General features: G+C 71.0%; 28 protein-coding genes and 1 CRISPR repeat array. Of the genes, 12 read left to right on the forward strand and 16 right to left on the reverse strand.

Going from position 1 to position 25,422, the window contains the following annotated elements:
• Nucleotides 1-140 precede the first annotated feature (140 nt).
• Nucleotides 141-314 carry a hypothetical protein gene (locus tag AH6_RS44215; RefSeq protein WP_157431794.1) on the forward strand — a complete coding sequence of 58 codons (174 nt, stop codon included), beginning with the start codon at nucleotides 141-143 and terminating at the stop codon, nucleotides 312-314.
• Nucleotides 315-445: 131 nt separating this feature from the next.
• On the opposite strand, the gene AH6_RS29245 is transcribed toward AH6_RS44215, so the two are convergent.
• From AH6_RS29245 to dnaK, 6 genes are all read right to left on the reverse strand, one after another.
• On the reverse strand, nucleotides 446-1,177 hold the full coding sequence (locus AH6_RS29245) for a hypothetical protein (protein WP_157431795.1): 732 nt from the start codon (nucleotides 1,175-1,177) through the stop codon (nucleotides 446-448).
• A 287-nt stretch (nucleotides 1,178-1,464) separates the two neighbouring features.
• Complete coding sequence (clpB, locus tag AH6_RS29250; RefSeq protein ID WP_067486245.1) at nucleotides 1,465-4,062, reverse strand: ATP-dependent chaperone ClpB; 2,598 nt, start codon at nucleotides 4,060-4,062, stop codon at nucleotides 1,465-1,467.
• Between the two features lie 31 nt (nucleotides 4,063-4,093).
• Nucleotides 4,094-4,540: a heat shock protein transcriptional repressor HspR gene (locus tag AH6_RS29255; RefSeq protein ID WP_067486247.1), complete on the reverse strand. Its 447-nt coding sequence runs from the start codon at nucleotides 4,538-4,540 to the stop codon at nucleotides 4,094-4,096.
• Between the two features lie 3 nt (nucleotides 4,541-4,543).
• Nucleotides 4,544-5,719, reverse strand: a complete 1,176-nt coding sequence (gene dnaJ, locus AH6_RS29260) for a molecular chaperone DnaJ (RefSeq protein ID WP_067486253.1) — start codon at nucleotides 5,717-5,719, stop codon at nucleotides 4,544-4,546.
• Between the two features lie 90 nt (nucleotides 5,720-5,809).
• Entirely contained in the window at nucleotides 5,810-6,415 is a 606-nt protein-coding gene (gene grpE / locus AH6_RS29265) for a nucleotide exchange factor GrpE (RefSeq protein WP_067486255.1), read from the reverse strand.
• A gap of 67 nt (nucleotides 6,416-6,482) precedes the next feature.
• Entirely contained in the window at nucleotides 6,483-8,351 is a 1,869-nt protein-coding gene (gene dnaK, locus AH6_RS29270; RefSeq protein ID WP_067486257.1) for a molecular chaperone DnaK, read from the reverse strand.
• A 267-nt stretch (nucleotides 8,352-8,618) separates the two neighbouring features.
• Between dnaK and AH6_RS29275 the strand changes: the two genes are divergently transcribed.
• The 6 genes from AH6_RS29275 to AH6_RS29300 all read left to right on the forward strand — a co-directional run bounded on the left by AH6_RS29275 (nucleotide 8,619) and on the right by AH6_RS29300 (nucleotide 14,248).
• Complete coding sequence (locus AH6_RS29275) at nucleotides 8,619-9,206, forward strand: RNA polymerase sigma factor (RefSeq protein WP_067486259.1); 588 nt, start codon at nucleotides 8,619-8,621, stop codon at nucleotides 9,204-9,206.
• A complete protein-coding gene (locus tag AH6_RS29280) occupies nucleotides 9,203-10,405 on the forward strand; it encodes a CU044_5270 family protein (RefSeq protein ID WP_067486261.1) in 1,203 nt (400 codons plus the stop codon). The genes AH6_RS29275 and AH6_RS29280 overlap by 4 nt, the downstream gene beginning before the upstream one ends.
• 134 nt (nucleotides 10,406-10,539) lie before the next feature.
• Nucleotides 10,540-11,151 carry an RNA polymerase sigma factor gene (locus AH6_RS29285; protein WP_083983585.1) on the forward strand — a complete coding sequence of 204 codons (612 nt, stop codon included), beginning with the start codon at nucleotides 10,540-10,542 and terminating at the stop codon, nucleotides 11,149-11,151.
• Complete coding sequence (locus tag AH6_RS29290; RefSeq protein ID WP_067486263.1) at nucleotides 11,144-12,292, forward strand: hypothetical protein; 1,149 nt, start codon at nucleotides 11,144-11,146, stop codon at nucleotides 12,290-12,292. Before AH6_RS29285 ends, AH6_RS29290 begins: the two co-directional genes overlap by 8 nt.
• A 136-nt stretch (nucleotides 12,293-12,428) precedes the next feature.
• Complete coding sequence (locus AH6_RS29295; RefSeq protein ID WP_067486265.1) at nucleotides 12,429-13,025, forward strand: RNA polymerase sigma factor; 597 nt, start codon at nucleotides 12,429-12,431, stop codon at nucleotides 13,023-13,025.
• Nucleotides 13,022-14,248 carry a CU044_5270 family protein gene (locus AH6_RS29300; protein ID WP_067486267.1) on the forward strand — a complete coding sequence of 409 codons (1,227 nt, stop codon included), beginning with the start codon at nucleotides 13,022-13,024 and terminating at the stop codon, nucleotides 14,246-14,248. Before AH6_RS29295 ends, AH6_RS29300 begins: the two co-directional genes overlap by 4 nt.
• A gap of 16 nt (nucleotides 14,249-14,264) precedes the next feature.
• Here AH6_RS29300 and AH6_RS29305 read toward each other — a convergent pair whose 3' ends face one another.
• From AH6_RS29305 to AH6_RS29320, 4 genes are all read right to left on the reverse strand, one after another.
• Nucleotides 14,265-14,804 carry a type 1 glutamine amidotransferase domain-containing protein gene (locus AH6_RS29305; protein ID WP_067486269.1) on the reverse strand — a complete coding sequence of 180 codons (540 nt, stop codon included), beginning with the start codon at nucleotides 14,802-14,804 and terminating at the stop codon, nucleotides 14,265-14,267.
• Nucleotides 14,805-14,896: 92 nt separating this feature from the next.
• Nucleotides 14,897-15,448 (reverse strand): type 1 glutamine amidotransferase domain-containing protein, encoded by a 552-nt coding sequence (locus AH6_RS29310; protein ID WP_067486271.1) that lies wholly within the window; start codon nucleotides 15,446-15,448, stop codon nucleotides 14,897-14,899.
• Between the two features lie 265 nt (nucleotides 15,449-15,713).
• Complete coding sequence (gene crcB, locus AH6_RS29315; RefSeq protein ID WP_067486273.1) at nucleotides 15,714-16,073, reverse strand: fluoride efflux transporter CrcB; 360 nt, start codon at nucleotides 16,071-16,073, stop codon at nucleotides 15,714-15,716.
• Nucleotides 16,070-16,543 carry a fluoride efflux transporter FluC gene (locus tag AH6_RS29320; RefSeq protein WP_067486275.1) on the reverse strand — a complete coding sequence of 158 codons (474 nt, stop codon included), beginning with the start codon at nucleotides 16,541-16,543 and terminating at the stop codon, nucleotides 16,070-16,072. Before AH6_RS29320 ends, crcB begins: the two co-directional genes overlap by 4 nt.
• 378 nt (nucleotides 16,544-16,921) lie before the next feature.
• Here AH6_RS29320 and AH6_RS29325 point away from each other — a divergent pair, with 378 nt between their 5' ends.
• Together AH6_RS29325 and AH6_RS29330 are read left to right on the forward strand one after the other, a co-directional pair.
• On the forward strand, nucleotides 16,922-17,758 hold the full coding sequence (locus AH6_RS29325; RefSeq protein ID WP_067486277.1) for an undecaprenyl-diphosphate phosphatase: 837 nt from the start codon (nucleotides 16,922-16,924) through the stop codon (nucleotides 17,756-17,758).
• A 79-nt stretch (nucleotides 17,759-17,837) separates the two neighbouring features.
• Complete coding sequence (locus AH6_RS29330; RefSeq protein ID WP_157431796.1) at nucleotides 17,838-19,472, forward strand: serine/threonine-protein kinase; 1,635 nt, start codon at nucleotides 17,838-17,840, stop codon at nucleotides 19,470-19,472.
• Between the two features lie 17 nt (nucleotides 19,473-19,489).
• Here the strand turns inward: AH6_RS29330 and AH6_RS29335 are convergent, their stop codons facing one another.
• The gene (locus AH6_RS29335) at nucleotides 19,490-20,362 is read right to left on the reverse strand and encodes an NAD(P)H-binding protein (RefSeq protein ID WP_067486279.1); all 873 of its coding nucleotides are present in this window, start codon (nucleotides 20,360-20,362) and stop codon (nucleotides 19,490-19,492) included.
• Nucleotides 20,363-20,413: 51 nt separating this feature from the next.
• On the opposite strand from AH6_RS29335, the gene AH6_RS47145 reads away from it, so the two are divergent.
• Complete coding sequence (locus AH6_RS47145) at nucleotides 20,414-20,620, forward strand: MerR family transcriptional regulator (protein WP_373861809.1); 207 nt, start codon at nucleotides 20,414-20,416, stop codon at nucleotides 20,618-20,620.
• Nucleotides 20,621-20,725: 105 nt separating this feature from the next.
• Here the strand turns inward: AH6_RS47145 and AH6_RS29340 are convergent, their stop codons facing one another.
• Nucleotides 20,726-20,908: a hypothetical protein gene (locus AH6_RS29340; RefSeq protein WP_067486281.1), complete on the reverse strand. Its 183-nt coding sequence runs from the start codon at nucleotides 20,906-20,908 to the stop codon at nucleotides 20,726-20,728.
• Complete coding sequence (locus AH6_RS29345; protein ID WP_067486283.1) at nucleotides 20,905-21,357, reverse strand: ATP-binding protein; 453 nt, start codon at nucleotides 21,355-21,357, stop codon at nucleotides 20,905-20,907. Before AH6_RS29345 ends, AH6_RS29340 begins: the two co-directional genes overlap by 4 nt.
• A 154-nt stretch (nucleotides 21,358-21,511) precedes the next feature.
• Here AH6_RS29345 and AH6_RS29350 point away from each other — a divergent pair, with 154 nt between their 5' ends.
• Together AH6_RS29350 and AH6_RS29355 are read left to right on the forward strand one after the other, a co-directional pair.
• Complete coding sequence (locus AH6_RS29350; RefSeq protein WP_067486285.1) at nucleotides 21,512-22,330, forward strand: helix-turn-helix domain-containing protein; 819 nt, start codon at nucleotides 21,512-21,514, stop codon at nucleotides 22,328-22,330.
• Entirely contained in the window at nucleotides 22,327-22,521 is a 195-nt protein-coding gene (locus AH6_RS29355; protein WP_067486287.1) for a DUF397 domain-containing protein, read from the forward strand. Before AH6_RS29350 ends, AH6_RS29355 begins: the two co-directional genes overlap by 4 nt.
• Before the next feature lie 82 nt (nucleotides 22,522-22,603).
• Here the strand turns inward: AH6_RS29355 and AH6_RS29360 are convergent, their stop codons facing one another.
• The 3 genes from AH6_RS29360 to AH6_RS29370 form a co-directional block, all read right to left on the reverse strand.
• Nucleotides 22,604-23,134: an RDD family protein gene (locus AH6_RS29360; protein ID WP_067486289.1), complete on the reverse strand. Its 531-nt coding sequence runs from the start codon at nucleotides 23,132-23,134 to the stop codon at nucleotides 22,604-22,606.
• A 381-nt stretch (nucleotides 23,135-23,515) separates the two neighbouring features.
• Nucleotides 23,516-23,849: a CRISPR direct-repeat array (repeat unit 29 nt; unit sequence CTGCTCCCCGCGCACGCGGGGATGGACCC).
• 13 nt (nucleotides 23,850-23,862) lie between these two features.
• Entirely contained in the window at nucleotides 23,863-24,765 is a 903-nt protein-coding gene (locus AH6_RS29365; protein WP_245679522.1) for a PaaX family transcriptional regulator C-terminal domain-containing protein, read from the reverse strand.
• 5 nt (nucleotides 24,766-24,770) lie between these two features.
• A complete protein-coding gene (locus AH6_RS29370) occupies nucleotides 24,771-25,382 on the reverse strand; it encodes a GNAT family N-acetyltransferase (RefSeq protein WP_067486299.1) in 612 nt (203 codons plus the stop codon).
• Nucleotides 25,383-25,422: the final 40 nt, after the last annotated feature.

Here is a 25,422-nt window from a genome sequence, read left to right on the forward strand (position 1 = left end):
CGTTCAGCTGGCACCCAGGAAGGAGGGGGGTTACCCCTACCTTCGATCGGGTGGGAGGACCTATGGTGATCGTCTCCGCCGGTTCCTAGATTCGAGGTATCGGCGCGAAGGCCGCGCCGGACGGGGAGAAAGGGAACACCATGGCAGCTCGACCGGATGTGAACCGCGACAGTGCCGCCGGACGGGTACGGGCGCGGCGTCGGCTGGCCCTGGTCGCGGTCGCCGCGCTCGGCATCACCGTGGCCGCGACGGTGCCGCCGCCGGAGAGCCCGCTCACCCGCCTCGCCCAGCCCGGCGTCACACAGACCCCTTAGGCGACATCCTGAGCAACCCGTCCCTGCTGGGCGGGCGCGCAGACAGGATCACCTGCTTGGGCAGGAACGGCATCGGACGCCCACACATGGACTGTCTTCAGTCCGCGCCGATGCCGAACCCGGCCTCGGTTCTAGGTGGTGAAGAGGTCTTCCACGGAATTGGCGGTCAGCGCGCGGTCGAGCCAGTTCTGTACCGTTTCCTCGTCCTCGCAGCTGAGGATCTGGGCGCGGACGCTGTCGGGGACGCGCACGCTTCGGCGGTCGAGGACGCGCAGCACGCTCCGCGCCTCACCCTCCAGCCGCCCCTCTTCGCGCCCTTCCTCGCGGAGTTGCTGGGCGTATTCGGATTGGAAGCGGTAGGTCTGGGCCGACATCTTCGCCCTCCAGATCGTTTGTGCCTTGGTGCCGGTGAGTCCGAGTTCCAGGTGCTCCGCCAGGACCGCGGCGAAGTCGACGTCGATCGTGTCCAGTGCCTGCTCCACCACGTCCAGTATCGCATCCACCGACCGGGAGCGACCATGGGTGATGGCCGCCAGCACGGTGAACGGCACGTCCTCCACGGCCTCGGCGAGGGTCCGGATCACCGGGACGTTGTCGGGGCCCAGCACGCGCGGGTAGACCGTCATCACGGCGTACTCGTCGCCGTCGTCCGGGTCCTTGATCACGATGGGGGAGCGGGCCCAGGCCGCGGTGGCCGTGTCCGAGCACACCACGATCAGAGTGATCGGGCATTCGTACAGTTCGTGCAGGTAGGCGATGTAGTAGGGCCACGAGCGTCGTTTCTTCGCGTCCGGTTTCGTCTGGGACTCGATGATGACGATGCGCTTGCGTCCCGGTTCTTGAAGCAGCAGCACCGTGTCCATGCGCCGTTCCAGGGGGCGGTGTTCCGTGGCGTCCACGTTGATCGGCGTGGTCGAGCATGCCGCGGGCCGCTTCCGTCCGAAGATCCGGCCCAGCGTTCTGGACGCCAGGTCCGGGTCCGCCTGGAAGAGGCGATGTCGTGCCTCGTGCGTTGTTCCGACCATGTCACGCAAAGTTAGTCTTGGTGACGGTGGGTTCGCAGGGAAATTCGAAAACTTGTTCAGGGTGGTACGGGATCGAACGGCAGAAGGGGCGTCCCCGAACGGGGCGCCCCTTCTGTGTTCTGCGGTTACTTCGCCAAAGTCAGGCCCTGGGACGGGCCCACCGTCAGCTTGTCGGCCGACTCGTCCAGGTCCACCACCACCTCGTCGCCGTCGCGCACCTCGCCCGCCAGCAGCTCCCGCGCCAGCTGGTCGCCGATCGCCGTCTGCACCAGGCGGCGCAGCGGGCGGGCTCCGTACAGCGGGTCGTAGCCCGTCAGCGCCAGCCACTCGCGCGCCGCGGGCGTCACGGTCAGGGTGAGCTGGCGGTCCGCCAGGCGGTCGGCCAGGCGGTCCACCTGCAGGTCCACGATCCGGGTCAGTTCGTTGGTCGACAGCGCGTCGAACAGGATCACGTCGTCCAGGCGGTTCAGGAACTCCGGCTTGAACGACGTGCGCACGGTGTTCATCACCGCCTCCCGCTTCGCCCCGTTCTCCAGCGTCGGGTCCACCAGGAACTGCGAGCCCAGGTTCGAGGTCAGGATCAGGATCGTGTTCCGGAAGTCGACCGTGCGGCCCTGGCCGTCGGTCAGGCGGCCGTCGTCCAGCACCTGGAGCAGCACGTCGAAGACCTCCGGGTGCGCCTTCTCCACCTCGTCCAGCAGCACCACCGAGTACGGGCGCCGCCGCACCGCTTCAGTGAGCTGGCCGCCCTCCTCGTAGCCGACGTAGCCGGGAGGCGCGCCGACCAGGCGGGCCACCGAGTGCTTCTCGGAGTACTCGCTCATGTCGATCCGCGTGATCGCCCGCTCGTCGTCGAACAGGAACTCCGCGAGGGCCTTCGCCAGCTCGGTCTTGCCGACGCCGGTCGGGCCCAGGAACAGGAACGAGCCGGTCGGACGGTCGGGGTCGGCCACGCCCGCGCGCGCCCGACGCACCGCGTCCGACACCGCCTGCACGGCGGTCTGCTGACCGATCAGGCGACGGCCCAGCTCGTCCTCCATGCGCAGCAGCTTGGCGGTCTCGCCCTCCATCAGCCGCCCCGCCGGGATGCCGGTCCAGGACGCCACCACGTCGGCGACGTCGTCGGGGCCGACCTCCTCCTTGACCATCGCGTCGCGGTTCTCGGCCTGCTCAGAGGCCTGTTCGAGCTGCTTCTCCAGCTCCGGGATCTCGCCGTAGGTCAGCCGCGCCGACGTCTCCAGGTCGCCGTCGCGCTGGGCCCGCTCGGCCTCGCCGCGCAGCTGGTCGATGCGCTCCTTGATCTCGCCGACGCGGTTCAGCCCGGCCTTCTCCCGCTCCCAGCGGGCCACCAGGCCGTCGAGTTGCTCCTGACGGTCGGCGAGGTCGCGGCGCAGCCGCTCCAGGCGCTGCTTGGACGCCTCGTCGGTCTCCTTGGCGAGCGCCAGCTCCTCCATCTTCAGCCGGTCCACCGAGCGCTGGAGCTCGTCGATCTCCACCGGGCGCGAGTCGATCTCCATGCGCAGCCGGGACGCCGACTCGTCCACCAGGTCGATCGCCTTGTCGGGCAGGAACCGGGCGGTGATGTAGCGGTCCGACAACGTCGCGGCGGCCACCAGCGCCGAGTCGTTGATCTGCACCTTGTGGTGCGCCTCGTAGCGGCCCTTCAGCCCGCGCAGGATCGCGATCGTGTCCTCGACGGTCGGCTCGCCCACGAACACCTGCTGGAAGCGGCGCTCCAGCGCCGGGTCCTTCTCGATGCGCTCGCGGTACTCGTCCAGCGTGGTCGCGCCGATCATCCGCAGCTCGCCGCGCGCCAGCATCGGCTTGAGCATGTTCCCGGCGTCCATCGCGCCCTCGGCCGCGCCCGCGCCGACGACGGTGTGCAGCTCGTCGATGAAGGTGACGATCTGCCCGTTGCTCTGCTTGATCTCGTTCAGGACGGCCTTCAGCCGCTCCTCGAACTCGCCCCGGTACTTCGCCCCGGCCACCATCGCGCCCAGATCCAGCGACATCAGCCGCTTGTTGCGCAACGACTCGGGCACGTCACCGGCCACGATGCGCTGCGCCAGCCCCTCGACGACGGCCGTCTTGCCGACGCCCGGCTCGCCGATCAGCACCGGGTTGTTCTTGGTGCGCCGCGACAACACCTGCACCACGCGCCGGATCTCGGTGTCGCGCCCGATCACCGGGTCGAGCCGCCCCTCGCGCGCGGCGGCCGTCAGGTCGACGGCGTACTTCTCCAGCGCCTGGTAGGTCTCCTCGGGGTTCTCGCTGGTCACCTTCTGGTGCCCGCGCACCTTCTCGAACGCGTCCAGCAGCGCCTGCGGGGTCGCGCCCTGCTCCTTCAGCAGGTCGGCGACCGGGCCGCCGTCGGCGGCCAGCCCCACCAGCAGATGCTCGGTGGAGACGTACTCGTCCTGCAACTCCTCGGCGCGGTGCCCGGCCGTGCCCAGCACCCGCTGCACCTGCCCCGACAGGCGCGGCTCGGGAACCGTGGAGCCGCTCGCCTTCGGGAACCGGGAGATCTGCTCCTCGGCGAGCCGCCGCACCACCGCCGGGTCGGCGCCCACGGCCTCCAGCAGCGGGGCCGTGGTGCCCTCCGGCTGCGCCAGCAACGCGGCGAGCACGTGCGCGGGCTCGATCTGCGGGTTGCCCTCGGTCGCGGCCCGGCGGATCGCGACCGTCATGGCCTCCCGGCTCTTCAACGTCAGCTTGGTGTCCATATGCGCTCTTCGCTCCCCGTGAGGTGTGGTCCTACTCCCGGTTGCGCTCGTGCCACACCACGACGCTGGTGCGGCGGATCGGCACCAGATCGGAGCCGGGAGTGCCACCGGAGTCCCCGCGCCGCCGCTGCTGCGCCAGACGCGCGGCGACGGCCCGGGTCGATTCGAGTTCGTTGCTCAGGTCCTCCAGCGCGGCGTGCGCCTTCGCCAGCTCCTCGGCGAGCCGGATGTTGTCGCGCTGGAGTTCGAGGATGTGCTTGATGCCGGCCAGGTTGATGCCCTCCTCCTGGGAGAGCCGCTGGATCTCGCGCAGCATCACGATGTCGCGCATCGAGTACCGGCGGCCGCGCCCGGCCGTCCGGCCGGGGCAGACCAGGCCCATCCGGTCGTAGGTGCGCAACGTCTGCGGGTGCAGCCCCGACAGTTGCGCGGCCACCGAGATCACATAGACCGGTGTGTCGTCGCCGAACGGGTCCATGGCCTACTCCTCCCGGGCGTGTTGCAGCAGGTCGCGGCGCAGGTCGTCGCCGTCCCCGGCCGAACGCAGCGCCTCCAGCGCCTGGCGCGTGGCGTCGTCGAGCTTCTGCGGGACCTGCACGTCCGCCGTGACCAGCAGGTCGCCCTTGGTGCCGTCGCGGCGGGTCGCGCCGCGGCCCTTGACCCGGAACGTCCGCCCGTTGGGGGTGCCCTCCGGCAGCCGCAGCGTGACGGGCTGCCCCTGGAAGGTCGGGACCCGCACCTCCGCGCCGAGCGCGGCCTCGGGGAAGGTCACCGGGACGGTCAGGGTCAGGTTGTCGCCGCTGCGCCCGAACACCTTGTGCGGCAGCACCTTGATGTTGACGTAGAGGTCGCCGGACGGGCCGCCGTTCTCGCCGGGCGCGCCCTTGCCCTTGAGCCGGATCTTCTGCCCGTCGGCGACGCCCGCCGGGATGCGGGCCTGGATGGTGCGGGTCCCGGCCGCGCGGCCGCTGCCGTGGCAGGTGGGGCACGGGTCGTCGACCACCAGGCCGCGGCCGTGGCAGATGTGGCACGGCTCGGAGAAGCCGAAGTTGCCGAGGTTGCGGGTCTCCTGCCCGGTGCCCTCGCAGTTGGCGCAGACGCGCGGCACGGTCCCGGTCTTGGCGCCGGTGCCGCGGCAGGTCGGGCAGGCCGCCTCGCTGGTCAGCTTGATCGGCACGGTCACGCCGTCCAGGGCGCGGCCGAACGACAGCGTCACCTCGGTCTCGACGTCGGCGCCGCGGCGCGCCCGCCGCGCGCCGGTGGTGGTGCGGGTGCCGCCTCCACCGCCGCCGCCCCGGTTGAACAGGCCGCCGAACAGGTCGCCGATGCGCTCGCCGGTGCCGCTCTGGCCGCCCTGCTGCCCGAACAGGTCGCCGAGGTCGAACCCGAAACCGCCGCCGGGCTGGCCGCCGCGGAAGCCGCCGGGCATCGACCGCACCGCGTCGTACTCCTTGCGGCGCTTGTCGTCCGACAGCACGTCGTAGGCCTCGGAGACCTCCTTGAAGCGCTCCTCGGCGTCGGAGTCGCCCTTGTTGGTGTCCGGGTGGTACTTGCGCGCCAGCTTCCGGTAGGACTTCTTGATCTCGTCCTGCGAAGCCGTCTTCGAGACACCCAGGACCTTGTAGTAGTCCTTCTCCAGGTAGTCCTTGGTGCTCACAACGCCCCGCTCTCCGCTCTCACAACCGCGTCATGTCGGTCTTGCCCCGGGTGGCCCCGCCCCGCACGGGACGGGGCCACCCGGACTCGCTCATTCGACCTCGGAGCCGTCGCCGGTCTCCGGTTCGGGATCGGCCACCGCCACCCGGGCCGGACGCAGGATCCGCTCCCCGATGCGGTAGCCGGGCTGCAGCACGCCCACCACGCTGGTCTCGGTGACCTCCGGCGAGTAGGAGTGCATGAGCGCCTCGTGCACGGTCGGATCGAAGGGCTCGCCCTCCGCCCCGAACCGCTCCAGGCCCAGCTTGGTGACCGCGCCCTCCAGCGCCTCGGCGACCGACTTGAACCCGCCGGTCAGCTCCTCGTGCGCGCGGGCCCGGCCGATGTCGTCCAGGACCGGCAGCAGCTCGTTGAGCACGCTGCCCACCGCGTTCTCGCGGACGGCGCTCTTGTCGCGCTCGACCCGCTTGCGGTAGTTGACGTACTCGGCCTGGAGCCGCTGCAGGTCGGCCGTGCGCTCGGCCAGCTGCTTGCTGAGCTCGGCGGCCTCGCCGTCCGCGACGGGCTGCGCACCCGCGGCCGGGGCCCCGGGGGCCGGCGTCTCCGCCGGCTCCCGGACCTCCCCGGTCTTCGGGTCGATGCGCCGCTTGTCGCGGATCACCGGGCCGTCGTGCTCCTCACCCCTGGGGGAGGTCACGATGCCTCCTCGCCTTGCGGCTCGTCGCCACGTGCCCTTGGGTGCTGTGTTTCCTGGTTCGCTGCGCTCACTGGGCACCCCCACCCTTCGGCTTCTCGTCGTCGACGATCTCGGCGTCGACGACCTCGTCGTCCTGCTGCGCCTGCGCGTCACCGGCCGCCGAGCCCGTGCCCCCGTCGGCGGCGGTCGGGCCCGCCTCCGGGTTCTGCGCGTACATGGCCGCGCCCATCTTCTGGCTGACCTGGGCCAGCTTCTCGGCGCTGGTCCGGATCGCCTCGACGTCGGTGCCCTCAAGGTTCTTCTTGACCTCGGCGACGGCGTCGTTGATCTCGGTCTTCAGCTCGGCCGGGACCTTCTCGTCGTTCTCGCGCAGGAACTTCTCGGTGGAGTAGGCGAGGGTGTCGGCCTGGTTGCGGACCTCCGCCTCCTCCTTGCGCTGGCGGTCCTCCTCGGCGTACTGCTCGGCCTCGCGCATCATCTTGTCGATGTCGTCCTTCGGCAGCGCCGAGCCGCCGGTGATGACCATCGACTGCTCCTTGCCGGTGCCGAGGTCCTTGGCCGACACGTTGACGATGCCGTTGGCGTCGATGTCGAAGGTGACCTCGATCTGCGGCACGCCGCGCGGCGCCGGGGGCAGGCCGGTCAGCTGGAAGGTGCCCAGCTTCTTGTTGTAGGCCGCGATCTCGCGCTCGCCCTGGTAGACCTGGATCTCCACCGAGGGCTGGTTGTCGTCGGCGGTGGTGAAGGTCTCCGAGCGCTTGGTCGGGATCGTGGTGTTGCGCTCGATGATCTTGGTGAAGATGCCGCCCTTGGTCTCGATGCCCAGGCTCAGCGGCGTCACGTCCAGCAGCAGGACGTCCTTGACCTCGCCCTTCAGCACGCCCGCCTGGAGCGAGGCGCCGATCGCGACGACCTCGTCGGGGTTGACGCCCTTGTTGGGCTCCTTGCCGCCGGTCAGCTCCTTGACCAGCTCCGACACCGCGGGCATGCGGGTCGAGCCGCCGACCATGACGACCTGGTCGATGCCCTTCACCGAGATGCCGGCGTCCTTGAGGACCTGGTTGAACGGCGCCTTGGTGCGCTCCAGCAGGTCGGCGGTCATGCGCTGGAACTCGGCCCGGGTGAGCTTCTCGTCCAGGTGCAGCGGGCCCTCGGCGGAGGCGGTGATGTAGGGCAGGTTGATCTGCGTCTCGGACGAGCCGGACAGCTCGATCTTGGCCTTCTCGCCGGCCTCGCGCAGCCGCTGCAGCGCCATCTTGTCCTTGGACAGGTCGACGCCGTTGGCGTTCTTGAACTTCTCGACCAGCCAGTCGACGACCTTCTGGTCCCAGTCGTCGCCGCCCAGGTGGTTGTCGCCGGAGGTGGCCTTGACCTCCACGACGCCGTCGCCGACCTCCAGCAGGGACACGTCGAAGGTGCCGCCGCCGAGGTCGAACACCAGGATGGTGGCCTCGTTCTCCTTCTCCAGGTGGTAGGCCAGCGCGGCGGAGGTGGGCTCGTTGATGATGCGCAGGACGTTCAGGCCCGCGATCTGCCCGGCCTCCTTGGTGGCCTGGCGCTGGTGGTCGGAGAAGTAGGCCGGCACGGTGATGACCGCGTCGGTGACCTTCTCGCCCAGGTAGGACTCGGCGTCCCGCTTCAGCTTCTGCAGCACGAACGCGCTGATCTGCTGCGGGGTGAAGTCCTTGCCGTCGATGGTGGTCTTCCAGTCGGTGCCCATCTCGCGCTTGACCGAGCGGATCGTCCGGTCCACGTTGGTCACCGCCTGGCGCTTGGCGACCTCGCCCACCAGGACCTCGCCGTTCTTGGCGAAGGCGACGACGGACGGCGTGGTCCGCGACCCCTCCGCGTTGGCGATGACGGTGGGCTCGCCGCCCTCCAGGATCGCGACGACCGAGTTGGTCGTCCCGAGGTCGATGCCGACCGCACGTGCCATGTCTCTCGTCCTCCGTCGTTTGCCGTGTTCGCCCCGGTCACGTCCCCCCGAGGGGCGGCCGGTCAGTTCTCGCTGCGTCCCAGACTGCCGTGGAGCCGCGCCGTCTGTCAAATCACTTGAGCCGACCCGACTCAACTTTGCTGACGTCCTCTACAACAGGACGGATGAGCGGGGTATTCCGGTTCCCGTTACCCGCCGCCGTGAAGGCGAATCGGCCGGGCGGATGAGGACGGTATGACGGTCTCCTCCGAGCGAAGGACCCCCGACATGGACCACGACCGCGTGCCCGACGACGCCGCGGTGATCGAGCGGTCGCGGCATGAGCCCGAGGCGTTCGCCGAGCTCTTCCACCGCCACTTCGACGAGATCCACCGCTACGTCGCCCGGCGGCTCGGCCCCGACGCCGCCGACGACGTCGCCGCCGACACGTTCCTGGCGGCCTTCCGCCGCCGGGAGCGCTTCGACCCGGCCCGGGGGGCGGTGCGGCCCTGGTTGTACGGCATCGCCACCAACCTGGTCGGCACGCACCGCCGCGCCGAGCGCCGCCACCTGCGGGCGCTGGCCCGCACCCCCGCCGACCGCGCGGCACCCGGCCCCGAGGACCGGGTGGCCGCCCAGGTCAGCGCGGCCGGGGTCGGCGGGGAACTGGCGGCGGCGCTGCGCCGGCTGTCGCCGGGCGACCGCGACGTGCTGCTGCTGGTCGCGCTGGGCGACCTCAGCTACGACGAGGTCGCGGCGGCGCTGGATCTCAAGAACGGGACGGTGGCCTCCCGGCTGAACCGGGCCCGAAGGAAGCTGCGGGCCGCGCTGGGCGGGACCGACCCCATGATGATCACCGAGGAGTCGCACGCATGAACGAGCTGAACCAGGTCCGCGCCCTGCTCCGCGAACCCCCGCCCCCGTCGGCCTCGGTCAGGACGGCCGCCCTCCGAAGCCTGGAGGACGGCATCGCCGGCCGCGCCCCACGCTCCCGCCGCACGGGCCCGCGCCCGGTGAGGCCGCGCCTCCGACTCGGCCTCACCGGCCTCACCGGCCTGGTGGCCGCCGGAGCCGCCACCGCCGTGGCCGTCGCCGCGCTCGGCGGCGGGGGGACCGGCCCGTCCCCCTCCGCCTCCCCGCCGGAAGGCGAACTGTCGGCCCGCTCGGTGCTGCTCGCCGCCGCCGAGCACGCCGCCAAGGAGCCCACCGGCCGCTACTGGCGGGTGCAGACGGTGGACGGGCAGGCGTACCGCGTCGGCGGGGCCGAGAACGGCTACACCGTGCTCGGCTACAGCGTCCAGTCGGACGAGTGGCGGGCCCGTTCCATGGACGACCCCGACATGCTCTACGGCCGCGACCTGGGCGCCCGGCCGCTGACCCCCGCCGACGCCGCCGCCTGGAAGAAGGCCGGGTCGCCGAAGACGTTCCGGGTCTGGTCCAACGACCACTGGGCCACGCTGAGCACCAAGCCCGGTGAGACCTTGGGCTCGCTGCCCGCCCGCTGGAGCGGCGAGAGCACCACCCCCGCCGCGAAGCGCGCGGCGGGCCGGCAGGCGAAGAAGATCTGCGCCGAGAAGAAGCCGGTCGACGGTCCCGACTTCGGGGGCAAGTGCGACACCCGCTCGCCCGAAGAGGTGGAACGCCTGGTCAGCGACCCGAAGACGGTCGAGAAGCTCCTCTTCGGCACGTCCGCCTCCAGCGGCGCGCAGGACGCCGGCCGCGACCTCATGAACAGTCTGGACCTCCTCACCCGGACCGCCGCTCCGCCGACGGTCCGGGCGGCGGTCTTCCGCGCCCTGGCCAAGCGGCCGGGCGTGCGGGTGCTGGGCAAGGTGCGCGACCCCAAGGGCCGTCCCGGCATCGCGCTGGCCGCGCGCAGCGTCATGCAGGAGGGCAGCGGCACCGTCTTCGACGACCGGCTCGTGCTGGAGGAGGGCACCTACCGCATCCTGTCCAACGACCGGGTCGTGGTCCGGCCGGGCGGGCGGATGCGCGGGATGCGGCCCGGCGACGTCCTCAGCCAGCAGGTCTTCCTCGGCATCGGGTGGACGAACGAGTCCCCGCACCACCCGTGACCGGGCCGAAGGAGCCGGACGGAAGGGGAGCGCGCCGACGCGCCGCCGAGCCGCTCCTGATGTCGGTGTGAAAGTAGATCGCCGTTCCGGGTGATACGCCGGTGACCGCCGGACGCGCCACGGAAAGGCACCAGATGACAGGGGAGCCCCTCACCGCCGCCCCGCCCCGGCCCACCCGGCCGGAGCGGGGCGGCGGCCCCGAGGATCTGCACGACCCCGACCGCTTCGGGGAGGTCTTCGACACCTACTTCGCGGAGATCCACGGGTACGCGGCCAAGCGGCTGGACCGCGACACCGCCTACGACGTGGCGTCCCAGACGTTCCTGGAGGCGTTCCGCAAGCGGCACCGCTACGACGCCGCGCGCGCCAACGTGCGGACCTGGCTGTACGGGATCGCGACCAACCTCATCGGCAAGCACCGGCGCGGCGAGGTCTGCGCCTTGCGCGCCCGCGCGCGGCTCGGCCCCGCACCCGTCGCCGAAGGCCACGCCGATCGGGTGGACGCCCAAGTCAGCGCGCTGGGCGTGCGGGGAGCGCTGGCCGGGGCGCTGGCCTCGCTGAAACCCGCCGAACGCGACGTGCTGCTGCTGGTCGCGCTCGCCGACCTCAGCCACCAGGAGATCGCCGACGCCCTGGGCATCCCCTACGGCACGGTCGGCTCCCGTCTCAACCGTGCCCGGCGCAAGGTGCGCGACGCGCTCGGCGGCACCAACCCCCTGCTCGACCTGGAGGACGACCGTGGATGACCTGACGACGATCCGTACGGCGTACGGCGAGCCCGCCCCGCCGACCCTCCAGGAGATCACGCAGGCCCGCGCCCTGCTGGAGCAGGCCCCCGCCACCGCGCCCCGCCGCCGCTGGCTGCCCGTCGGCCTCGGCGTGCTCGCGACCGGCGCGGCGGCGGCCGTCGCCGTGGCGACCCTGGGCGCCGGGGGCGGCGGCGTCACCCCGTCCCCGTCCGCGCCCCAGGCGGCCCCGTCCGCCAGGCAGATGGTGCTGGCGGCCGCCCACCAGGCCGAACAGCGCACCACCAAGCGGTTCCTGACCGTCCACAGCCGGCACTGCTTCGCCCTCCCGGTCCGCGCCAAGACCGGCACCTACCTGATGCAGCCGTGCGACGAGAGCTGGCAGTGGGCGGCCCGCGACCGTGCCGGGGATTCGGCGATCTGGTCCCGCAACCTGGCGACCAAGCCGTCGTCGCCCAGGGACGCCGAGCTGTGGAAGAAGGCCGGATCGCCGCGCGGGCTGCCTTACCGGGACCTCCCCGAGCGCTACCCCGACATGTACAAGGTGGACCCCACGCCCTGGAAGGAGGACCCGAGCGACCGTAACAGCAACTCCGGCAAGTTCTTCCTCAGCGGTCTGGGCCGCGAGGTGACGGCCGCGCAGTTCCAGGACCCGGCGGTCATCCGGGAGGCCGTGCGGGAGAAGCTGAACCAGCGCAAGAGGCTGCCGCCCGGGGTCAAGGTCGCGCCCGGAAGGGGCGAGCCCGAGGGCCCGGGGCAGGCGCTGGTCCGCGTCCGGAGCACCGTGCAGGACCTGCCACTGTCCCCGAAGGGGTGGGCGGAGGTCATCCGGGCGCTCAGCGACGTCCCCGGTGTGGTCGCGGTGGGCCGGGTCACCGACCCGCTCGGCCGTTCCGGCGTGGCGCTGGAGGGCACCCGCACCAACGGTCGCGGCAGCGCCCGCACCCTGGAACGCGTGATCTTCGACCCGCGGACCGGTGAGCTGCTGGCGAGCACCTCCACGCTCGTGCAGCCGGCCACCGGCAAGAACGCGTCGTTCGGCGAGGGCTACCGGCCGGGCACGGTGGTCTCCTCGGACGTGTCGATCCGCCGCGAGTGGACCGACCGCCGCCCCACCGCCCCCGAGGGCGTCCGCCGCTGACCGCACCGCACCGGAACCGCCCCGAGACAATGATCTCGGGGCGGTTCCGTCGTTTCCGGGGAAGCGGGATCGCGGTGCGGACAAGAACAGGCGTCAACCCCACCGACGACAGGGCCCCACCGTGAAGGAGCCGCGCATGACCGCTCCACCCGACGTCGCCCCCTCCCCGCCCGACGACGCCGAGACCATCGGGCGGTCCCGGGACGAGCCCGAGCGCTTCGGTGCGATCTTCGACGCGCACTTCGCCGAGATCCACCGCTACGTGGCGCGCCGCCTGGACCCGCAGACCGCCGACGACCTGGCCGCCGAGACGTTCGCGATCGCGTTCCGCCGCCGCGCCGCCTACGACCCGTCCCGCCGCGACGCCCGCCCCTGGCTCTACGGCATCGCGACCAACCTCATCGGCCGCCACCGCCGCGACGAGCGCCGCAAGCTGCGCGCGCTCGACCGCGTCGACCACGGCGGTCCCGCCCCCGACCAGCAGGACGCGGTCGCCTCCCGGGTGACCGCGCAGGGCGTGCGCGGCCCGCTCGCCAAGGCCGTCGCGGCCCTGCCCGCCGCGCAGCGCGACGTGCTGCTGCTGACCGTGCTGGGCGAGCTGTCCTACGAAGAGGTCGCGGAGGCGCTCGGCGTGCCCCCGGGCACCGTCGGCTCCCGGCTCAACCGCGCCCGGAAGAAGCTGCGCAAGGCGCTCGGTGGGAACGACCCCATGCTGGACGAGGAGAAGCGATGAACGACCTGCACGACGTCCGGGCCCTCTACGACGACCCGCCGGCCCCGTCCGCCCACACCGTCGCCGCCGCCCGCCGCCGTATGGTCGAAGGGCCCGGCCGGACCGCCGTCCCGCGCCGTAGGCGCGGTCTCGCCTTCGGCCTCGGCGCCGTCGCGGTCGGCGCTGCCGCCGCCGTCGCGGTCGCGGTGCTGCCCGGCGGTGGCGTCGCCCCGTCCGCGCCGGAGCAGGAGGCCCCGGAGGTGTCGCCGCAGACGTTGCTGCTGGCGGCTGCCGAGCGCGCCGCGAAGGAGCCCGCGTCGGGCAGCCACTGGTACTACAAGCGGATCGACGGCAGCCAGGCGGTCGTCAAGGACAAGGGCTACCTGGTGGACCGGCGCGTCGAGAAGGAGAGCTGGATCCCCACCTCCGCGCGCGAGTACGCCTGGACGGTCGAGCGCCCGCTGAGCGTCAAGCCGCTCGGCCCGGCCGACGAGGCGGCGTGGCGGCGCGACGGATCCCCGACGAGCTGGAAGGTGCTGGCCAACATCGGCGGCGCGCTGGACGGCCGCCCGTTCAAGGAAGGCACGGACGGGCCCGGCTCGGACGCCGGCGACCCGGTCACCGCCGGACCCGGCGAGCCGTACGCGGTCCCCGACAGCCTGCGCCCCGGCTGGCTCGGCACGCTGGCCGCCCAGCCGATCACCCCGCCGGGCCTGCGGAAACTGCCGGGCGACCCGGTCGCGCTGAAGGCGACCTTGGAGAAGCGGATGCGGCCGTACGAACGCAGGATGGCCAAGGTGCCGCCCGCCGACAGCGCCGACAACATCCGCGCGATGCACGACGACATGCTCTTCCACACCACGCTGACCCTGCTGACGACCCTGCCCGCGCCGCCGAAGGTGCGCGCCGCCGCGTTCCGGATGCTGGCGACGCTGCCGGGCGTGCAGAACCGCGGCAAGGTCACCGACGCGCTGGGCCGCAAGGGCCAGGCGGTGGCCTACCGCAGCATGGACGACACCGTCGAGCAGCGCGTGGTGGTGGACCCGGCCACGGGCCGCCTGCTGGCCGTCCAACAGGTCGTGATCACGCCGCAGGCCCGCTACCGGGAGCGACCGGGCCAGGTCCGCCACTACTCGGTGCTCCTGGAGGCGAAGTGGAGCGACAAGGGGCCGGTCCTGCCCGCCAAGCGCTACATGGTGGACAAGAACGGCAACCCCGAGAAGCCCACCTGCGCCCGCTGCTGACCCCGCCGGGGCGACGCTAGGACAACGCTTCCACGAGCTTGCCGCAGAACGCCTCCAGGTCGCCGGGGTCGCGGCTGGTGATGATGTTCCCGTCCACGACGACGGGCTCGTCCACCACCTCGGCCCCCGCGTTGCGCAGGTCGGTGCGCAGGCTCGGGTAGGACGTCATCGTTCGGCCCCGCACCACGCCCGCCTCGATCAGCGTCCACGGCCCGTGGCAGATCGCCGCGACCGGCTTGCCGTCGGTCACGAACCCGCGCACGAACGCGACGGCGGCGTCGTTCTGCCGCAGCCGGTCGGGGTTGACGGTGCCGCCGGGCAGCACCAGCGCGTCGAACTGGCCCGCCACCGCGCGGTCGATCGGCCAGTCCACGTCGATCATGTCGCCCTTGTCGATGTCCTGGTGCATCGCCTGGATGCGTCCGGGCTCCGGCGACACGACCTCGACCTTGGCCCCGGCCTCGCGCAGCGCCCGCCGGGGCTCCTCCAGCTCGATCTGCTCCACGCCCCCCGTCGCCAGGATCGCGACGTTCTTGCCCTCCAGCGCGCCCGCCATGGTGGACCTCCCCCTCGGTCGTCTCATCCAGGACCTACCAAGGGGGAGGTCTGCCTAAGGCCGGGCGTTGCCCATCAGTTGGCGCGGCGGGGTCAGGCGGCCGACCCGGCGAACACCTCAAGGATCTTCTCGTTGAAGGCGGGCAGGTCGTCGGGGTTGCGGCTGGTGATCAGGTTGTCGTCCACGACGACCTCCTCGTCCACCACCTCGGCCCCCGCGTTGCGCAGGTCGGTGCGCAGGCTCGGGAAGGACGTCAGCGTGCGCCCGCGCACGACCTCGGCTTCCACCAGCGTCCAGGGTCCGTGGCAGATGGCGGCGACGGGCTTGCCCTCGCGGACGAAGTCGCGCACGAAGTCCACGGCCGCGTCGTCCTGGCGCAGGTGGTCCGGGTTGACGGTGCCGCCGGGCAGGATCAGCCCGTCGTACTCGTCCACGGTGGCGTCGCCCACCAGGCGGTCCACGTCGATCTTGTCGCCCTTGTTGATGTCCTGGTTCATCGCCTGGATCTGGCCGTCCTCGATGGACAGGACGTCGACCCGCGCCCCCGCGTCCTGCACGGCCGCGCGCGGCTGCTCCAGCTCGACCTGCTCGACACCGGTGGCGGCGAGGATCGCGATGCGCTTGCCTTGCAGTTCCCCAGCCATGAGTTCCCTTCCGGTTCAGTGCGTGCTCGGTGCGTGATGTCTCGTATCCAGGAGTAACGGACGACACCAAATCGACCGGGCGATCCGGCCTTCCCGCGCAAAGACGGCACAAATCAGACGCAGTGCCCGGCCAAGAAACCGGCCCGCACGTCTCCGAACGGCGTGCCGCCACGCGCCCGGACGGCCCCGGCGGGGCGCAGTTCCAAAGAACGGCAATGATCTGACGGGCGAGCAGAACGACGCCGTGGTCCGCCGTCCGCCCTCCTCAGCCCACGACCTGGGCGAGGGCCATGCCGCAGTAAGCAGCGCCGAGCCCGGCCGCGACGGAGATGACGGCGTTGAGGATCGCGTAGGTGCGCACGCCGTCCTCGGCCAGCCGCAACGTCTCGTAGGAGAAGGTGGAGTAGGTGGTCAGCGCGCCGCAGAAACCGGTTCCGGCGAGGGCCGTGACGGTGGGGTCGGCGGGCAGCGCGGCCAGGAAGCCGAGCAGCGCCGAGCCGGTGACGTTGACGGTGAAGGTGCCCCAGGGGAACGACGAGCCGGTGCGGGCCTGCATCATGCGGTCGGTCAGGTAGCGCAGCGGCGCGCCGACGGCCGCGCCCAGCGCGACGAGCAGCAGCGTCATCGCGTCTCCCCGGCGCGGCGCGAGCGGGTGAGCAGGCGCGCGAGGCGGACGCCCGCGTAGACGGCGGCGAGCGCGGCGAGCAGCGTGGCGGCCAGGTAGACCAGCGCGGTACGAGGTGCTCCGGCCTCCAAGGACGCCTGGATGTCCACGACATAAGTGGAGAAGGTCGTGAACCCGCCCAGCACCCCGACACCGAGGAAGGGCCGGACCAGGTGATGTACCTGCCACACCTCGGTGATCGCGACCATCAGGACGCCGATGAGCAGGCACCCGGCGACGTTGACCGCGAAGGTGGCCCAGGCGAAGTGCCCGGCGTCATGGGGGAGGGCGGTGGCGATGCCGTAGCGGGCCAGCGCGCCCGAAACACCGCCCGCCGAGATGGCCGCGAGCGTCGTCCAGGGGGCCTGGCGCAGTTCGAGCCGCTGCCGTGGCTCGTGCAGATCGACATCGGGGTCCACGGGATCGTGCATGGGCTCCTCCTACCAGGGATCCTCGCTGGTAGGGACCGTTGGCGCGGGTCGGCGCGGTTGCCCCGGAGCGGTCCGGGGGCGGCGGGCCCCACCGCCGCGACCTGGACGTGCACAACCCGCCAGGCGTGCTCTCAGTGTAGCGATCAGCGGGCTTTCGGCCGGTCAGCGAACGGACACGCGGTGGACACGTGGCGGACACCGGCCATTTGTTGCCCGTACCGTCGGGGGATGGCTACGGTCATCGCTGGAGCTGCCGCCTTCGACGTTCCGGCCGTTCCCCATGGTGGACCCGCCGCGTCGCGGACCGGCGAACCGCGCCGCCCAGCCACGATCCCCGCTCGTCACGCGCGTGCGACCTGACCAGAAAGCAGAACCTCCTTGAGCGCCATCAGCCTCGGCCAGGCCGTCGTCCTCGGGATCGTGGAAGGGGTGACCGAGTTCCTGCCGATCTCCTCCACCGGCCACCTGAAGATCACCGAGGGGCTGATGGGCATCCCGGTGGACGACGCGTCGGTGGTCGGCTTCACGGCGGTCATCCAGGTCGGCGCGATCGCGGCGGTGCTGCTGTACTTCCGCAAGGACATCCTCCGCTTCGCCTCGGCGTGGTTCCGGGGCCTGCGCCACCGCGACCAGCGGACGAGCCACGACTACAAGTTCGCCTGGTGGATCATCTACTCGACGTTGCCGATCGTGGTGGTGGGCCTGCTGGCGAAGCCGCTGATCGAGGGGCCGCTCGCGTCGTTGTGGGTGGTGGCGGGCTCCCTGATCGTGGGCAGCGGCATCATGTGGCTGGCCGAGCGCATGGGCCGTCTCAAGCGCGGCGAGGACGACACGACGCTGACCGACACGATGCTGGTCGGCTGCTCCCAGATCCTGGCGCTGCTGTTCCCGGGCTTCTCGCGCTCGGGCGCGACGATCTCGACGGCGCTGCTGCGCGACCTGGACCGCGTGGCGGCGACGCGGCTGTCGTTCTTCCTGTCGATCCCGGCGCTGACGGGCGCGGGGATCTACGAGCTGAAGGAGGCGACGTCGGGGAACGTGGCGGTGTTGTCGCTGGCGGTGGGGACGCTGGTGTCGTTCGTGGTGGCGTACGCGTCGATCGCGTGGCTGCTGCGCTACATCGCGGGGCACACGTTCACGGCGTTCATCCTGTACCGGCTGGTGGTCGGCGGCCTGCTGATCGGGCTGCTGGCGACGGGCGCGCTGAACGCCTGACGTCGGCGACGCCCGAGTCGGCAGGGGTTTGGGGCGGTATGCGCAACTTGCCGAAAGCCAGGGTTCTAGGCTGTCCGGCGTGACTCTCGGGAAGACGGTGATCGACGGGCGCTTCGAGCTGCGCGATCGGCTCGGCAGCGGCGGGATGGGCGCGGTCTGGCGCGCCTTCGACCTCGCCCTCGAACGCGAGGTCGCGCTCAAGGAGGTACGTCTCGCCGACGTCGACATGTCCCAGCTCGACGCCGGGACCGCGCAGATGATGCGCGAACGGGTGATGCGCGAGGCCCGCGCCCTCGCCCGCATCGACCACCCCAACGTCGTGACGATCCACCACATCGTCGACTCGCCCGAGATGACGCACCCGTGGCTGGTCATGGAGCTGGTCCGGGGCATGTCGCTGCAAGAGCGGCTGGCCGCCGGGCCGATGTCCCCGGCCGAAGGGGCGGCGCTCGGACGCGGGGTTCTCGCGGCGTTGCGGGCCGCGCACGAGGCGGGGATCTGCCACCGCGACGTCAAGCCCGCGAACGTCCTCCTCCGAACCGACGGCACCCCCGTCCTCACCGACTTCGGCATCGCCGTGCTGGAGGAGACGTCCCGCGTCACCGCGACCGGCGGCCTCGTCGGTTCGCCCGAGTACATCGCGCCGGAGCGCCTGCACGGAGAGGAGGGCAACCCCGCGTCCGACTTCTGGTCGCTCGGGATGCTCCTCTACGTGGCGGTCGAGGGAACGCACCCGCTGCGGCGGCCCACCACGGCCGCGACGCTGGCGGCGGTCATGACGGCGCAGATTCCGCCCGCCCAGCGCGCCGGTGGCCTGACCCACGTTCTCCAGGCTCTCCTTATCCGCGAACCGGACGCGCGCCCTTCGGCGGTGCAACTGGACGCCATGCTCGCGTCGGTGTCGGGCGGCCTCCCGACGTCGGTGCCGCTGCCGTCGCCCCCGCCGTTCTCCATGCCGGGTCCGGCGCAGGGATTCCCGCCGGGGCCCACACACCAGCCAGGCCAAGGCGTCAGAACGGGCCCGGCCGTCGGCCCGCACGTCACCCATCCCGCGCAACAACGGCCGCGCCGCTCGAAGGCGGTCGGCGCGGCGCTCGCGCTCCTGGTGGTCGGCTTGGTCGCGACGGTCATCACGGTGATCGCCACCGTGGCGCTCGAACTGATGGAGTCGGACACCCCACCGGACGTGGACGCCGTCGGCACCAGCCGTTCGAAGGTCCCGGTGACGGGCAGCGGCGGCGGGAAGCGGACGGCGGCGAAGCCCAAGACGCTGCTGGAGCCCAGCACGATCCGGAGCGTCATCAAGAAGTTCCAGGAGGCGTCCGGCAGCAGGCAGTTCGCCGAGATGGCGCTGTACCCGGACCACGCGTCCGCCGACGCGCCCGCGAAGGCGCGGCCCGACAAGTTCGACAACTTCACGTACCAGCGGGGCGCGGACGCGGCGGTGCGGACCCGTCCCAGCGTCGCCATCACGGAGAACACGAGGTTCGACTTCAGCCGGTTCAAGTGGGAGGCGCTGCCGCAGTTGATGAAGCGGGCCGAACAGACGCTGAACGTGAAGAAGCCGACCAACCGCTACATCCTGGCGAAGTCGTCCTGGACGTTCGCCGGGGACAAGCCCGTCATGATGATCTACCTGGGCGACGAGTACGGCAGCGGCTACATGGCGGTGAACGCCCTGGGCAAGGTCGTCAGCACCTACCCGGCCGACTGACGCCGCCGCGCCGCCCGTCAGCCGAACTCGGCCGCGTGGTCGAGGGCCCACTTCGCGAAGGTGCCGGCCGGGTGGCCGGTGAGGCGCTGAATGTGGTCGGTGACGCGGTGGGATTCCGGTCGTCGCGTCGAGGCGGCGATCAGTGCCTCCACCAGTGGTTCGGGACGGCCGTCGGCGAGCATTCGTGAACGTGCGAGCTCGGCCGGAAGCGCCTGGAACCGCAGGTCGCGCCGGAGCGCGGCACCGAGCTGGACGACCTGGTCGGCGCGGCTGAGCACTTCGGGGCCGGTCAGCAGGTGGGGGCCGTGATCCAGGTGATCGTGCTGTGCGAGCAGGACGGCCACGGCCGCGTCAGCGACGTCGCGCTCGTCGACGACGGCGGTGCGCGCCGCCGCCGGGCCTGAGACGACATCGCCTGCCCGCACCTGCCGCGCCCAGCCACGGGCGTTGGAGGCCAGCGTGTCACTGCGCAGCACCACGGGGCGTAGGTCGGCGTCGTGGAGCAGGGCTTCCATGTCCGCGTGCACCTGGACGATGGGGTCACTCTGGCGGGCGGCTTGATCGTCTATGGCGGTCGAGGACAGGTAGACGATGCGCGGGGTCGCCGTGGTGAGTTCCGCGATCAGGTCGTGGGCGGGGGCGGAGTCGAGCAGGGGCCAGATCAGGAAGACCGCGTCGATGCCCACGAGCGCCTGGCGCATGGTGCCGGGATCGGTGAGGTCACCGACCACCCATTCGGCTCCCGGTTGCGGGTCGGGCTGATCGCGCGTGAGGCAGCGCAGGCGTACGCCGTGGATGCGGAGCCGGGCGACGATCTCCCGGCCGAGGTTGCCCGTGGCGCCGGTGACCAGGATCGATGGACGGTGCGGGGGGTTGGTGGTGTCAGGCATGATCGTGACGCTAGGGGTTCAGGTCGACATGAAGGCAAGGCGCGCGTGGTGATGACGATCGGGGAAGCGGCTGCGGCGCTCGGCGTCGAGGCTCACGTGCTGCGGCACTGGAGAACGAGGTCGTCCACAGGCAGCAGGCGATCACCTTCTTGCAGCACACCGTGGAGTGCCGACACCGGTACCTCGACGACTGCCCGGACTGCACGGCGTTCGTGCGCGGGGCTTGAGCCGCACTCTCGTTGGGTTTGGCGGCCCTGACGGGGCCCACGTCACTGGCGTGTTGCGGTGGGGTGGCCTCCGGACGGGCGGGACCTGGTGCGTCGGTTCACTCGGGGGAGGTGAAGACCGCCCGTCCGGAGGTGTTCAGGAGTCGCGGAGATCGGCGATGCAGGTGGCGGCCAGGGCGTTGATCGCGGTGATGGTGCCGGGGAGCAGGCCGTAGGTGCGCATGGCCTCCTCGTAGGCGGCCTTGGCGATCTCCAGCGCGGAATGCAGGGGTACCGAGGCGTCGGGTGCCGGTGTTTCCGGGGGCGGCGCGCCGGTCATCGGGTGGTCCCGGTGGATGCGGGGTGGATGGGGGCCGGTGGCTGGGTCGTCGCTGGTGGGCTGATGTGAAGGGCTGCCCACACGATCTTCCAGATGGTGCCGGCCTCGTCGGGCTGGTAGCGGTAGCCCCAGTCGTTCGCCAGGTTGGTGACCATGTGCAGGCCGCGCCCGGATTCGGAGAGCTGGTCGGTGGCGCGGCGCACCGGCGGGTCGAGATGCTGGTCGCTCACCTCGATGAGGAGGACGGCGCGGGGACTGGGCGTGGTGGTGGGGGTCGGTGGGGTGTAGGAGAGGGACACCCAGAAGCGCCGGTTCGGGTTGTGGTCGATGGCGTTGGTGACCAGCTCGTTGAGGGCGGTGACGGCGGAGTCGCCCTGGTCCGGCGGGATGCCCCAGAGCGCCAGCTCCTGGCGCGCGAGGCGACGGACGAGTTGCGCGGCCTTCGGCATCCCGAATGCCGGAAATTTCCATTCCTGGCGTATTGATGTGGCGCTTGAGCCGGCCATTTCGCCTCCATAAAAGCTGCTTCTGGAGACAAGCGTGGCCTTGGCAAACTAGCTTGTCGCGTATCGACGACACACCCGATACACCGGAGCGTGATCAATGGCCCCGCTGGAGTCACTGAATCCCGATGCCTCTTTCAAGCACTGGATCGCCTCTGACCTGCGCTTCTATCGAGAGACGCTGGGACTCTCCCTTGCGCAGCTCGGGCAGGTCATGAAATGTAGCAGGCACACTGTGTCGAACATCGAGCATGCTCGCGACGGCTGGAATCTCAATGAAGATCAGGCGGAGCGGCTGGACGCGTTCTTGAAGCTCAATGGTCACTTCGCGCGCCTGGTGCGATACGCGCGCACCGCGCATGATCCCGACTGGTTCCCCGAGTACGCCAAGTACGAGGCGAAGGCGCTGGAGATCCGCACCTACCGGCTCTCGCTCATACCGGGCATCCTCCAGACTCCGGAGTACGCCCGGGCCCTGTTCGCGGGGTGTCACATGGTCGAGGACATCGAGGCTGAGGTGGAGGCGCGGATGAAGCGCCAGGAGATCTTTCGGCGTAAGAAGCCGCCGCTGCTCTGGGTCTTGCTGGACGAGAGCATTCTTTATCGGGTCGTGGGTGGAGTAGAGGTGATGCGCGGTCAGCTCGCGCGGCTCCGCGCGGCCATCGAGTCGCCGCATGTGGTGATCCGGATCGTGCCGCACTCCGCCGATTGCCCCTTGGCTCTGGAAGGCTCTTTCAACCGCCTGACCTTGGAAGGCAGCGATATGACCTTCGTTGACGCCCCTGGCGGAGGAAGGCTGGTACAGGTCGACACAGAAGTTCGGGAGTACGGGATACGTTGGGACCGAATCGGTGCGTGCGCCCTTCCGTGGGAGTCCTCCCGAGACTCCGTAGAGCGAGCGATGGAGCGGTTTGGATGATCATTTGGCGTAAGTCGAGCCACAGCGGTGGCGGCGGTGCGGGAGGCCAGGAATGCATCGAGGTCGCCAGGCTGCGTGAGAGCGTCGGCTTCCGGGACAGCAAGGCCCCTGATGCAGGCCATCTCTCCTTCTCCGCCGAAGGGTTCGCTGCCCTCGTTAGCCGTGTGAAGCGGGATGAACTGAGCCTCTGAACCCGACGTGACGACACGGGCCCCGGCCGCAGGAGTGCGGCCGGGGCCCGTTCACGTTCACCAGATCTGTGCTGTGCCGTCCTCAGGTGCGGATGACGAGGGTGTGCGCGACCTTGTCGTTGAGGGACTGGCGGCTGGGCCGGTCCCACAGCGGCCACAGGCCGTTCAGGAACGAGAACAGCCCGAAGATCCAGCCGATCCACGCCAACCCCGACAGCGTCGAAGGTAAGTACCAGGTCAGCGCCCGGATCACCGCCATCCGCGACGTCATGCCAGGGACGTACGGGCCGTTCACCGGCACCACGCGGAGCTTCATGACCTTCTTGCCGATGGTCGCGCCCTCGCGCTGGAGGAAGAACGTCTCGTACGCGACGGCGATGATGAGCCCCACCAGGTTGATGAGGAACTGCGCGGTGGGCCGGTTCTCCTCGATGTCGCCTGACCGCACCCACGGGATGGGCGTCGCCCCGGTCGCCGTCCCCATGACGATCGCCGAGATGACGACCCCGATCAGGAAGGTGGGGATGGCCACGATGATCCCGTCGATGATGCGTGCCACCACCCGCCGCCACCAGGGTCCGTGCCGCAGGCCCGTGCCCGATCCGTACGTCATAGCGCCCCCGATGCCCGACTGCTGATCATCTTTCGGTTACTCGCCGTGATATTGCCGGGCCGGACGGGCGGAAAACCTGCTGGTCAGCTCATGAAAATGCCTTGAAGGTATACATGCCGAGATTGAGCCTTCCCGAGATCATCCCTGGAAGGCGTCTCCGCGCGACCAGCGGCGCGATCGGCCAGCCGCTGCCCCCAGTAGGCGTGCTCCCCGCGCACACGGATGGCGACGCCGTCGCCGAACGCCGTAGCCTGAGAAGCGATGACCTACTTGACGGACGAGAAGGCAAACTCCGTTCGACGGTCGCCGCCCGAAATGTCCGTCTCTTCAAAAGTGCTCACGAATCGTGTTACTCGCCGGTAGAACACCAGGTCAGCGAGCCTGCTCCCCGCGCACGCGGGGATGGACCCGAAAGAAGGTAAATGCTGCTGTAAAGCAGCTCCTGCTCCCCGCGCACGCGGGGATGGACCCGCCGTACTGCCTGCGGAGCGCCAGGCCGTAAACTGCTCCCCGCGCACGCGGGGATGGACCCGCGATCTGGTCGTAGGTGACGCGCGGGATGTTCTGCTCCCCGCGCACGCGGGGATGGACCCACGGCCGCTACCAGCGCGCCGCCTGACCCCTCCTGCTCCCCGCGCACGCGGGGATGGACCCCGAGACCGGCAGCAAGGCACTGGAGTTCGGAGCTGCTCCCCGCGCACGCGGGGATGGTTTTGTGCAGGGAAGGTCTACGGTGCAGCGTTCTCTTTCTTCGGGCCTGACGACGCCGCGCTCGTCCCTGCCCTTCGGGCGATCTCGTCATGCAGCCGGAACAGGGACGGCATCGTCCCCCGATCGCGTTCATGCAGCACCGTCCAACACCGCGCCACCAGCCCCCGCGCCTCCGTCCCCGGCCACGGCTGCGGCAGCAGTTCCGGCGGCAGCAGCGGGTCAGGCTCCATCGCCCGCGTCAGCTCCGCCGCCAGTTCCACCGCCATCGTCAGCAACTCCGCCGAACCGATCTCCCCAGGCCCAGCCAGCCGCTCCCACCGAGGACGGGCAACGGCACCCAGCCGCTCATAGCGAGCCGCGATCTCCTGCACCGGCCACAACCCCCGAGCCAGCTCCACCGGATCGCTCGTCTCACCCCGGCGCAGATCCGTGCTGGTCATCAGCGTCAGCGCGTCATGCACCCCCAGCCGTCGCGCCTCGTCCTCTACATACGGCTCCCACGCGTTCGCGCTGACGTACAAGCCGCCCTGCACCAACGACCCGCCCAGATACAGCAGCTTCTCCCGCAGCGCATCGCGCGCCCCGCGCGCCGCCTCGGGCACCGCGAATGCCGCCAGGTGCCAGACCCCGTCCCACGGCGCGAGCCCGGCGTCCTGCTGGAACGCGTAGTCCAGGAAGTCCGCGTCCGGCACCAGGTCCCGCATCGTCTCGGCCGTCGCCCGCAGCACCGCCTTGCGCCCCCGCCCCTCCTGCGCGAAGCGCCCCTCCGCCACCAGCCGCTTCACGCACAACCGCACCTGCTGGTCGCTCATCCCCAGCACCCCGGCGACGTCGTACAGCTCGCCCGCGTCCACCGTCCCGTCCTCGCCGACCAGCGCATGGACGAGCATCCGCGTGGGCACCTCGACGTGATCGCTCACCACGTTCACCGCCCCTTCCGCCGCACGGCCCGCCGCATCGTCGTCACCGCGCCGAACCCCAGCAGCCTCCGAAGATAGGGCGTCTGCACGGTCCGCACAGCCGTGAACCCGCGCCGCTCGTACAGGGCCCGCGCCCGCAGGTTCACGTCGATCACGTCCAACCTGATCTCGCGGCACCCGTGCTCGGCGGCCACAGCGGCGATCTCCTCCAGGAGCAGGCTCCCCACCCCTATGCTCCGCGCGGCACCGTCCACCGCAATGCCGTCCATGACGAGCTGCCCGGACGCCGCCCGACGCTCGAACAGCGCCAGCAACGCCACCCGCCACACCCCGCTGACCCACCCGTACTCGCGCAGCACATCCACCGCCGAGCCCCCGGTGAGCGACCGCCCGTCGAGCTGGTAACCCGCCAGGCCGACGAGCCGCCCGTCCACCAGCGCGCAGACGGCCCGGTCAGCGTCCAGGTGGGCGGCGATGAAGGGCACCGCCTTCTCCGGCGGGTTCAGCGCCGGGCCGAGCTTACGGCCGAACGCCTCCCAGTACAGCTCGGCGGCCCGCAGCTCGGCCCCGGCGGGAAGGCCGCGACGGATCGTGACCCGCCCGGTGTCCTCGACCATGCGACGCCCCTTTCGATCGCGCAGCAAACTATCGTTATGT

Origin of the sequence: Actinomadura hibisca NBRC 15177 (assembly GCF_001552635.1) — a bacterium.
GTDB classification, from domain to species: Bacteria; Actinomycetota; Actinomycetes; order Streptosporangiales; family Streptosporangiaceae; genus Spirillospora; species Spirillospora hibisca.

What these genes read in the sequence shown, in the direction of transcription:
- dnaK (WP_067486257.1), bottom strand. Translation starts at nt 8,351, where the DNA reads ATGGCACGTGCGGTCGGCATCGACCTCGGGACGACCAACTCGGTCGTC.
- AH6_RS29245 (WP_157431795.1), bottom strand. Translation starts at nt 1,177, where the DNA reads ATGGACACGGTGCTGCTGCTTCAAGAACCGGGACGCAAGCGCATCGTC.
- AH6_RS29345 (WP_067486283.1), bottom strand. Translation starts at nt 21,357, where the DNA reads ATGCCGAAGGCCGCGCAACTCGTCCGTCGCCTCGCGCGCCAGGAGCTG.
- AH6_RS29350 (WP_067486285.1), top strand. Translation starts at nt 21,512, where the DNA reads ATGGCCCCGCTGGAGTCACTGAATCCCGATGCCTCTTTCAAGCACTGG.
- AH6_RS29310 (WP_067486271.1), bottom strand. Translation starts at nt 15,448, where the DNA reads ATGGCTGGGGAACTGCAAGGCAAGCGCATCGCGATCCTCGCCGCCACC.
- AH6_RS29335 (WP_067486279.1), bottom strand. Translation starts at nt 20,362, where the DNA reads ATGCCTGACACCACCAACCCCCCGCACCGTCCATCGATCCTGGTCACC.
- clpB (WP_067486245.1), bottom strand. Translation starts at nt 4,062, where the DNA reads ATGGACACCAAGCTGACGTTGAAGAGCCGGGAGGCCATGACGGTCGCG.
- AH6_RS29305 (WP_067486269.1), bottom strand. Translation starts at nt 14,804, where the DNA reads ATGGCGGGCGCGCTGGAGGGCAAGAACGTCGCGATCCTGGCGACGGGG.
- AH6_RS29275 (WP_067486259.1), top strand. Translation starts at nt 8,619, where the DNA reads ATGGACCACGACCGCGTGCCCGACGACGCCGCGGTGATCGAGCGGTCG.
- AH6_RS29295 (WP_067486265.1), top strand. Translation starts at nt 12,429, where the DNA reads ATGACCGCTCCACCCGACGTCGCCCCCTCCCCGCCCGACGACGCCGAG.
- AH6_RS47145 (WP_373861809.1), top strand. Translation starts at nt 20,414, where the DNA reads ATGACGATCGGGGAAGCGGCTGCGGCGCTCGGCGTCGAGGCTCACGTG.
- AH6_RS29340 (WP_067486281.1), bottom strand. Translation starts at nt 20,908, where the DNA reads ATGACCGGCGCGCCGCCCCCGGAAACACCGGCACCCGACGCCTCGGTA.
- AH6_RS29360 (WP_067486289.1), bottom strand. Translation starts at nt 23,134, where the DNA reads ATGACGTACGGATCGGGCACGGGCCTGCGGCACGGACCCTGGTGGCGG.
- crcB (WP_067486273.1), bottom strand. Translation starts at nt 16,073, where the DNA reads ATGACGCTGCTGCTCGTCGCGCTGGGCGCGGCCGTCGGCGCGCCGCTG.
- AH6_RS29280 (WP_067486261.1), top strand. Translation starts at nt 9,203, where the DNA reads ATGAACGAGCTGAACCAGGTCCGCGCCCTGCTCCGCGAACCCCCGCCC.
- AH6_RS29300 (WP_067486267.1), top strand. Translation starts at nt 13,022, where the DNA reads ATGAACGACCTGCACGACGTCCGGGCCCTCTACGACGACCCGCCGGCC.
- AH6_RS29355 (WP_067486287.1), top strand. Translation starts at nt 22,327, where the DNA reads ATGATCATTTGGCGTAAGTCGAGCCACAGCGGTGGCGGCGGTGCGGGA.
- AH6_RS29285 (WP_083983585.1), top strand. Translation starts at nt 10,540, where the DNA reads ATGACAGGGGAGCCCCTCACCGCCGCCCCGCCCCGGCCCACCCGGCCG.
- AH6_RS29370 (WP_067486299.1), bottom strand. Translation starts at nt 25,382, where the DNA reads ATGGTCGAGGACACCGGGCGGGTCACGATCCGTCGCGGCCTTCCCGCC.
- AH6_RS29320 (WP_067486275.1), bottom strand. Translation starts at nt 16,543, where the DNA reads ATGCACGATCCCGTGGACCCCGATGTCGATCTGCACGAGCCACGGCAG.
- AH6_RS44215 (WP_157431794.1), top strand. Translation starts at nt 141, where the DNA reads ATGGCAGCTCGACCGGATGTGAACCGCGACAGTGCCGCCGGACGGGTA.
- AH6_RS29255 (WP_067486247.1), bottom strand. Translation starts at nt 4,540, where the DNA reads ATGGACCCGTTCGGCGACGACACACCGGTCTATGTGATCTCGGTGGCC.